A 5,608-nucleotide genomic window follows, 5' to 3' on the forward strand; every position below is an offset into this window, starting at 1 on the left:
CCCCGAACATCCCCCGCAGGCCCCCCGGTCGGTGAGACCGAGGGCGCCGGGCGCAGCCCGGCAGGTGCTCGGAGCGGCTCCCTACCCCGGCGAGGCGGCGTACGGCGGGCACCGTGTCGGCCTGGGTGCGTGTCGGCGCGGGCGGGCAGCTCGTCGGCGTCCGGGACAAGGCTGTGGGGGTGCGGCATCGCGCAGGTGATCGGCTCGGTGTGACGGTCCGTCGGGTCACGGTCGCGCTCGGCTCGCGCGTTGCCGGATCACGCCGGGGCGGACGCCGGGCACCGGCCGCGTGCTCTCGATCGGGGCTCGAGGGAACGTCGTGCGGTTCCCGAGCGGGCCGGTCGAGCCTGGCGAGGTGGGATGACGTTCGCGGTCGAAGGAGTCCTGATGGCGTTTCCCGGTGTCCGGCGCCTGCGGCGGTTCACCCGCGCCCTGGTGGCCCAGGTCTGGCAGGGCCTGGTCGCCGCCGGCGCCATCCACTTCGCGAGCGAGACGGCCCGGGTGAATGCCCACCTGCTGGACGCGCCCCCACCCGGCCATCCCGAGCGCCTGCGACCCGACCTGCCCCTGACCGCGGTGGAGCGTGCCCTGCAGAGAGAATTCGACCCGGCGGGCTGAGGAGCCGCGGGACCCTGCCGTGTCAGGCGGCGTACAGGTCGAAGGTGGAAGTGCGCCGCGGTCCGGACACCACGTCCAGCTGGGGGTCGACGGTGAGCATCGCCTGGTGCAGCCGCTGCAGCTGCGGTGAGGGCTCCACGCCCAGCTCGTCGACCAGGCGTCGGCGCAGCCGGTGGTAGACGTCGAGCGCGGCGGCCTGCCGGCCGGAGCGGTACAGCGCCACCATGGCCTGCGAGTGCAGCCCCTCGTGCTCGGGGTGCCGGGCGATCAGTTCCGTCAGCTCGGCGGTGACCTCGGCGTGCCGGCCGAGTCTGAGGTCGGCGTCGATACGGCGTTCCCGGGTGACGAGCCGGCTCTCCTCCAGCCGCATCGCCTCGATCTCCAGGACCGGGCCGACGCGTACGTCGACCAGGGCGGGCCCCTGCCACAGATCCAGCGCCTTGCGGTAGGTGCGGGCGGCCACCTCGTCCTCGCCGTCCTCGAAGGCGTGCTGGCCCTCGGTGACGAGGCGCTCGTAGGCGTGGACGTCGACCGCGTCGGCCGGTATCTGCAGCAGATAGCCCCCGTGCCGGGTGGCGAGCACGTCTTTCGCGGTGCCGGGCGCGCCCGGCCCCATGGCGGTGCCGAGCCGGCGCCGCAGCTGAAGTATGTAGGTCTGCAGCGTGGTGAGGGCGCTCTGGGGGAGTTCGGTGCCCCAGATCTCCTCCATGAGCGTGGGCACGGGCATGACCCGGCCCGGGTAGAGGGCGAGCAGGGCCAGGATCTGGCGCGGCTTCCCGGCCGTCGGAACGATCGACATCCCGTTGACATCGGCACTCAGTGGACCCAGAACGCAAATCTTCATGGTTTCCTCCCCGTACCTCGACGGCTGGACTCGGCTTCCGAGCCGGTGTGCGAATCGGTGCCCGAGGTTCGTCGATATTGCGCCACGCGGGAACCCTGTGTCCTTACTCCGCGATGTATGCACGAGGCGTGCCGTATCCCGTCGCGACTCCGCCCTCGGAATTCATCGAGGAATCATTGAGCGGTCTTCTTGCACTGCCGTTTCCAGCTGTGTCCGAGACGTCTCCGGCAGGGTCTGGCCACTGGGAAAAGGCAGAGTGGGCCGCCGCCGATGGAAGTGATCCCGCCCGGCAACCGAGGGCCCCTTCGTTTTCCCTTCGGGGCATCACGAACGTCGCATGACGTGAACTGGTGCGGGCCCGGAAAATCGCTGGAGCCGTACTCGCGTCGCCCCTGCCTCCACACGCACCGTCCATGGTCTGATTTCCGGGGAGTTTTAGCTTCGCTTTTTCTCCGACCGGAATCGGATCATCAGCCGGAGTCGTCCGGAGCCGTCCATGGAATTCGGCGTGCGCTCCTTTCCGGTCCGGTCCGGATCGCAGGAGCGCGAGCAGGTACGACGGCGTGACGCGCTCGCGGCTCCCGGTCCCGCCGGGCCGTCCCCGGCGCCGGTCCGTCGCGTCCCGGCCCCTCGGCCCCGCACGCGGCACCGGGCCCGCGGCAGGAGGCCCCGATCCGCCGTTTCGGGCGTCTGCCGGCCCGGGCGGGGCAGCGCGGTCGCAGGCGCGGTCCCGCGGCGGTCGGCCGGCGCGCCTGGCGGGCCGGTGCGGTCCCGCGGCCGGGAGGCGCGTCAGCCCACCCGCGCCACGGCCGGACCGGTGACCTCCGGGCCGCGGGCCGCGACGGCCTCGGGGCCGGCCATCAGGATGGAGCGTTGCAGCCGGCTGAGTGTCGCCGAGGGCTCCAGGCCCAGTTCTCGCACCAGGGTGGTGCGCAGACGCTGGTAGACGCCGAGCGCCTCGCCGCGGCGGCCGGAGCGGTGCAGGGCCACCATGAACTGACCGTGGAGATTCTCGTGCAGGCGGTGCCGGTTGACGAGGACGGTCAGCTCGGACAGCAGCTCGCGGTGGCGGCCGAGCCGCAGATCGGCTTCGATGCGCTGGTCCAGCGCGCACAGCCGGGTCTCCTCCAGGCGCTTGACCTCGAGGCCGATCCGGCTGCCGGCGGTCACGTCGGCGAGCGCCGAGCCGGTCCACAGGGACAGCGCCTCCCGCAGTCGCCGCGCGGCGCCGGAGAAGTCCTCGGCGTCCATGGCCCGGTAGCCCGCCCCGGCCTGCCGTTCGAACTCGCGGAAGTCGACCCGGCCGCCCCGGGTGTCCAGGCGGTAGCCACCGGGGAGGGTGACCAGGATGTCCTTGGCGGTGACGTGCTCCTCACCGGCCTTGGCCAGCGCTTCGCCGATGAGCTCCCGCAGCTGGAGGACGTAGGTCTGCAGGGTGGTGCGGGCGCTGCGCGGCGGCTCGTCGTCCCACAGCTCCTCGATCAGGGAGGAGACCTGGACCACCCGGTCGGCGTGCAGGGCGAGCAGGGCCAGCACCTGACGCGGCTTCGGGGCCGTCGGTGCGACCGAGATGCCGTGCTCACGAGCTGACAGCGCGCCCAGAACTTCGATGTCCACTGTCTTCTCCCCCTTTGTCCAATGCCGGTTGCGTGCGGATCGATGCGGCGAGGGCCGCCGCTTGGACGCCGGGACGGCGTTCGACGGCTCTGGCTCGAACCCGATTAAAAAAACAGCACAGTCGGTTTGTCAATGGGAGGGGGCTAGGTTCAGCCACACGAGCCGCCCGACCGCCGGCGGGGGGCGCCCTGAACAGTGATCGCACACGCCAAAGAGCCCCCGGACGGTCTCAGTTGAGCCGCACGGGGGCTCCGGCACGGGTGCGGGCGGAAGGTCGGCGGGTCGTCGGCGGGCACCCCGCAGGCCACGCCGCGGCACCGCGCCGACCGGCGACCTCAGAGGATCAAAAGGGGCGAACCCTCCAAATAAAACAGACCGTACGGTCTTATATATGGCCCGGCGTGCCGGCCTCCTGGATCCGGTTCCCGGCTGTCGGCCCCGGCTACTGCGGGTGGCTGCCGGCCGCCACGAGGCCGTCGAGTACGGGGGCCGCGGCCAGCCTCGGCAGCAGCAGCTGCCAGAACCTGGTGATCGTACGGTGCGAGAGCCACGCGGGGTCCTGTGCGCCCAGCACCTCGAAGCCGGTGGTCGCCGCCACCACGGAGGCCGCCACCTCCTCGGGCGTGACCTCGTTGAGCACCCCCTCACCGGCCGCGCGTTTCAGCGCCGCCTCGACCCACTGGCGCCACTGTCCGTGCAGGTCCCGGCCTCCCTCGCGGACCCGGTCGCGGCTGAGCTCGAAGCCCGCGCGCAGCACCACGTCCTCGGTGAGCCGGCGGGCGAGGTCGTGCGAGACGTTCACCAGCAGCTGCAGGGCGTTGCCGGCCGCGCCGTCGTGGGCGGTGACGATGCTCTCCAGCCGTTGCGCCGCGGCATCCTCCACCGACTCGGCCAGACGGGCCTTGCTCGCGAAGTGGAAGTGGAGCGCTCCGTTGCTCACCCCGGCCAGTGAGCTGATCGTGGTGAGGGAGGCCACGCTGAAACCGTCCCGGCGGAAGACCGTGGCGGCCGACTTGATCAGCGCCTCGCGGGTACGCAGCGCCCGTTCCTGTTTGGCCATTCGAAGTGCTCCGTTACTGCGGCGGGTTGCCGTGCTTGCGGGAGGGCAGGTCGGCGTGCTTGGTGCGGAGCATCGCCAGCGAGGTGATGAGCACCTCGCGGGTGCCGGCCGGGTCGATCACGTCGTCCACGAGGCCGCGCTCGGCCGCGTAGTACGGGTGCATCAGTTCCGCCCTGTACTCCTTGACCATCCGCGCCCGCATCGCCTCGGGGTCCTCGGCGGCGGCGATCTGACGGCGGAAGACGACGTTGGCGGCGCCCTCGGCGCCCATCACGGCGATCTCGTTGGTCGGCCAGGCGAAGGTGAGGTCGGCGCCGATCGACTGGGAGTCCATCACGATGTACGCACCTCCGTACGCCTTGCGCAGGATCAGCGAGATCCGCGGCACGGTGGCGTTGCAGTAGGCGTACAGCAGCTTCGCGCCGTGCCGGATGATCCCGCCGTGCTCCTGGTCCACACCCGGCAAGAACCCCGGAACGTCCAGGAAGGTGACGATCGGGATGTTGAAGGCGTCGCACATCTGGACGAACCGGGCCGCTTTCTCCGACGCCTCGATGTCCAGGACGCCGGCCAGGGTCTGCGGCTGGTTGGCGACGATGCCGACCACCCGGCCGTCCAGGCGGGCCAGCGCGCAGACGATGTTGCGGGCCCAGCGCTCGTGGACCTCCAGGTACTCGCCGTCGTCGACGATCTCCTCGATGACCTTGGCCATGTCGTAGGGCCGGTTGCCGTCGGCCGGGACCAGGTCCGGCAACATCGCGGACCGGCGGGTCTGCGGATCGGCGCACGGAACGTGGGGCGGGTACTCCCGGTTGTTCTGCGGGAGGAGGGAGAGGAGGTAGCGGACCTCGGCGATGCAGGTCTCCTCGTCGTCGTAGGCGAAGTGACACACGCCGGAGGTCTCGGCGTGCACGTCCGCACCGCCGAGGCCGTTGTGGGTGATCTCCTCACCGGTGACGGCCTTGACCACGTCCGGGCCGGTGATGAACATCTGCGAGGTCTCGCGGACCATGAACACGAAGTCCGTCAGGGCGGGGCTGTAGGCCGCGCCGCCCGCGCACGGGCCCAGCATCACCGAGATCTGCGGGATCACACCCGAGGCCTTGGTGTTGCGCCGGAAGATGCCGCCGTAGCCGGCCAGGGCGCAGACGCCCTCCTGGATACGGGCGCCCGCGCCGTCGTTCAACGACACCAGCGGAGCGCCGGCCGCGATGGCCATGTCCATGATCTTGTGGATCTTCGTGGCGTGCGCCTCGCCCAGCGCACCGCCGAAGATGCGGAAGTCGTGGGCGTAGACGAAGACCGTGCGGCCCTCCACCGTGCCCCAGCCGGTCACCACACCGTCGGTGTACGGCTTCTTCGCCTCCAGGCCGAAACCGGACGCCCGGTGCCGGCGCAGCTGCTCGACCTCCTGGAAGGAACCCGGGTCCAGGAGCAGCTCGATCCGCTCCCGCGCGGTCAGCTTGCCC

The 5,608-nt window shown here is 71.3% G+C and carries 5 protein-coding genes; 1 reads left to right on the plus strand and 4 read right to left on the minus strand.

The genetic code is table 11. The features are described from left to right. Positions 1–387 precede the first annotated feature (387 nt). Positions 388–618, plus strand: coding sequence for a DUF6059 family protein (locus tag BZY54_RS32370; RefSeq protein WP_143668172.1), 231 nt, complete (start codon positions 388–390; stop codon positions 616–618). Positions 619–640: 22 nt separating this feature from the next. On the opposite strand, the gene BZY54_RS32375 is transcribed toward BZY54_RS32370, so the two are convergent. The 4 genes from BZY54_RS32375 to BZY54_RS32390 all read right to left on the minus strand — a co-directional run. Next, complete coding sequence (locus tag BZY54_RS32375) at positions 641–1,462, minus strand: AfsR/SARP family transcriptional regulator (protein WP_086728888.1); 822 nt, start codon at positions 1,460–1,462, stop codon at positions 641–643. A gap of 789 nt (positions 1,463–2,251) precedes the next feature. Further along, a complete protein-coding gene (locus tag BZY54_RS32380) occupies positions 2,252–3,079 on the minus strand; it encodes an AfsR/SARP family transcriptional regulator (protein ID WP_086728889.1) in 828 nt (275 codons plus the stop codon). Between the two features lie 442 nt (positions 3,080–3,521). Beyond that, the gene (locus BZY54_RS32385; protein WP_086728890.1) at positions 3,522–4,139 is read right to left on the minus strand and encodes a ScbR family autoregulator-binding transcription factor; all 618 of its coding nucleotides are present in this window, start codon (positions 4,137–4,139) and stop codon (positions 3,522–3,524) included. A 13-nt stretch (positions 4,140–4,152) separates the two neighbouring features. After that, positions 4,153–5,608: acyl-CoA carboxylase subunit beta (locus BZY54_RS32390; RefSeq protein ID WP_086728891.1), on the minus strand; the 1,456-nt coding region annotated here is incomplete at its 5' end.

It is taken from the genome of Streptomyces carpinensis, assembly GCF_002154505.1.
Taxonomy (GTDB): domain Bacteria; phylum Actinomycetota; class Actinomycetes; order Streptomycetales; family Streptomycetaceae; genus Streptomyces; species Streptomyces carpinensis.

Coding starts and splice junctions, on each gene's coding strand:
- BZY54_RS32370 (WP_143668172.1), top strand. CDS start 388: ATGGCGTTTCCCGGTGTCCGGCGCCTGCGGCGGTTCACCCGCGCCCTG.
- BZY54_RS32375 (WP_086728888.1), bottom strand. CDS start 1,462: ATGAAGATTTGCGTTCTGGGTCCACTGAGTGCCGATGTCAACGGGATG.
- BZY54_RS32385 (WP_086728890.1), bottom strand. CDS start 4,139: ATGGCCAAACAGGAACGGGCGCTGCGTACCCGCGAGGCGCTGATCAAG.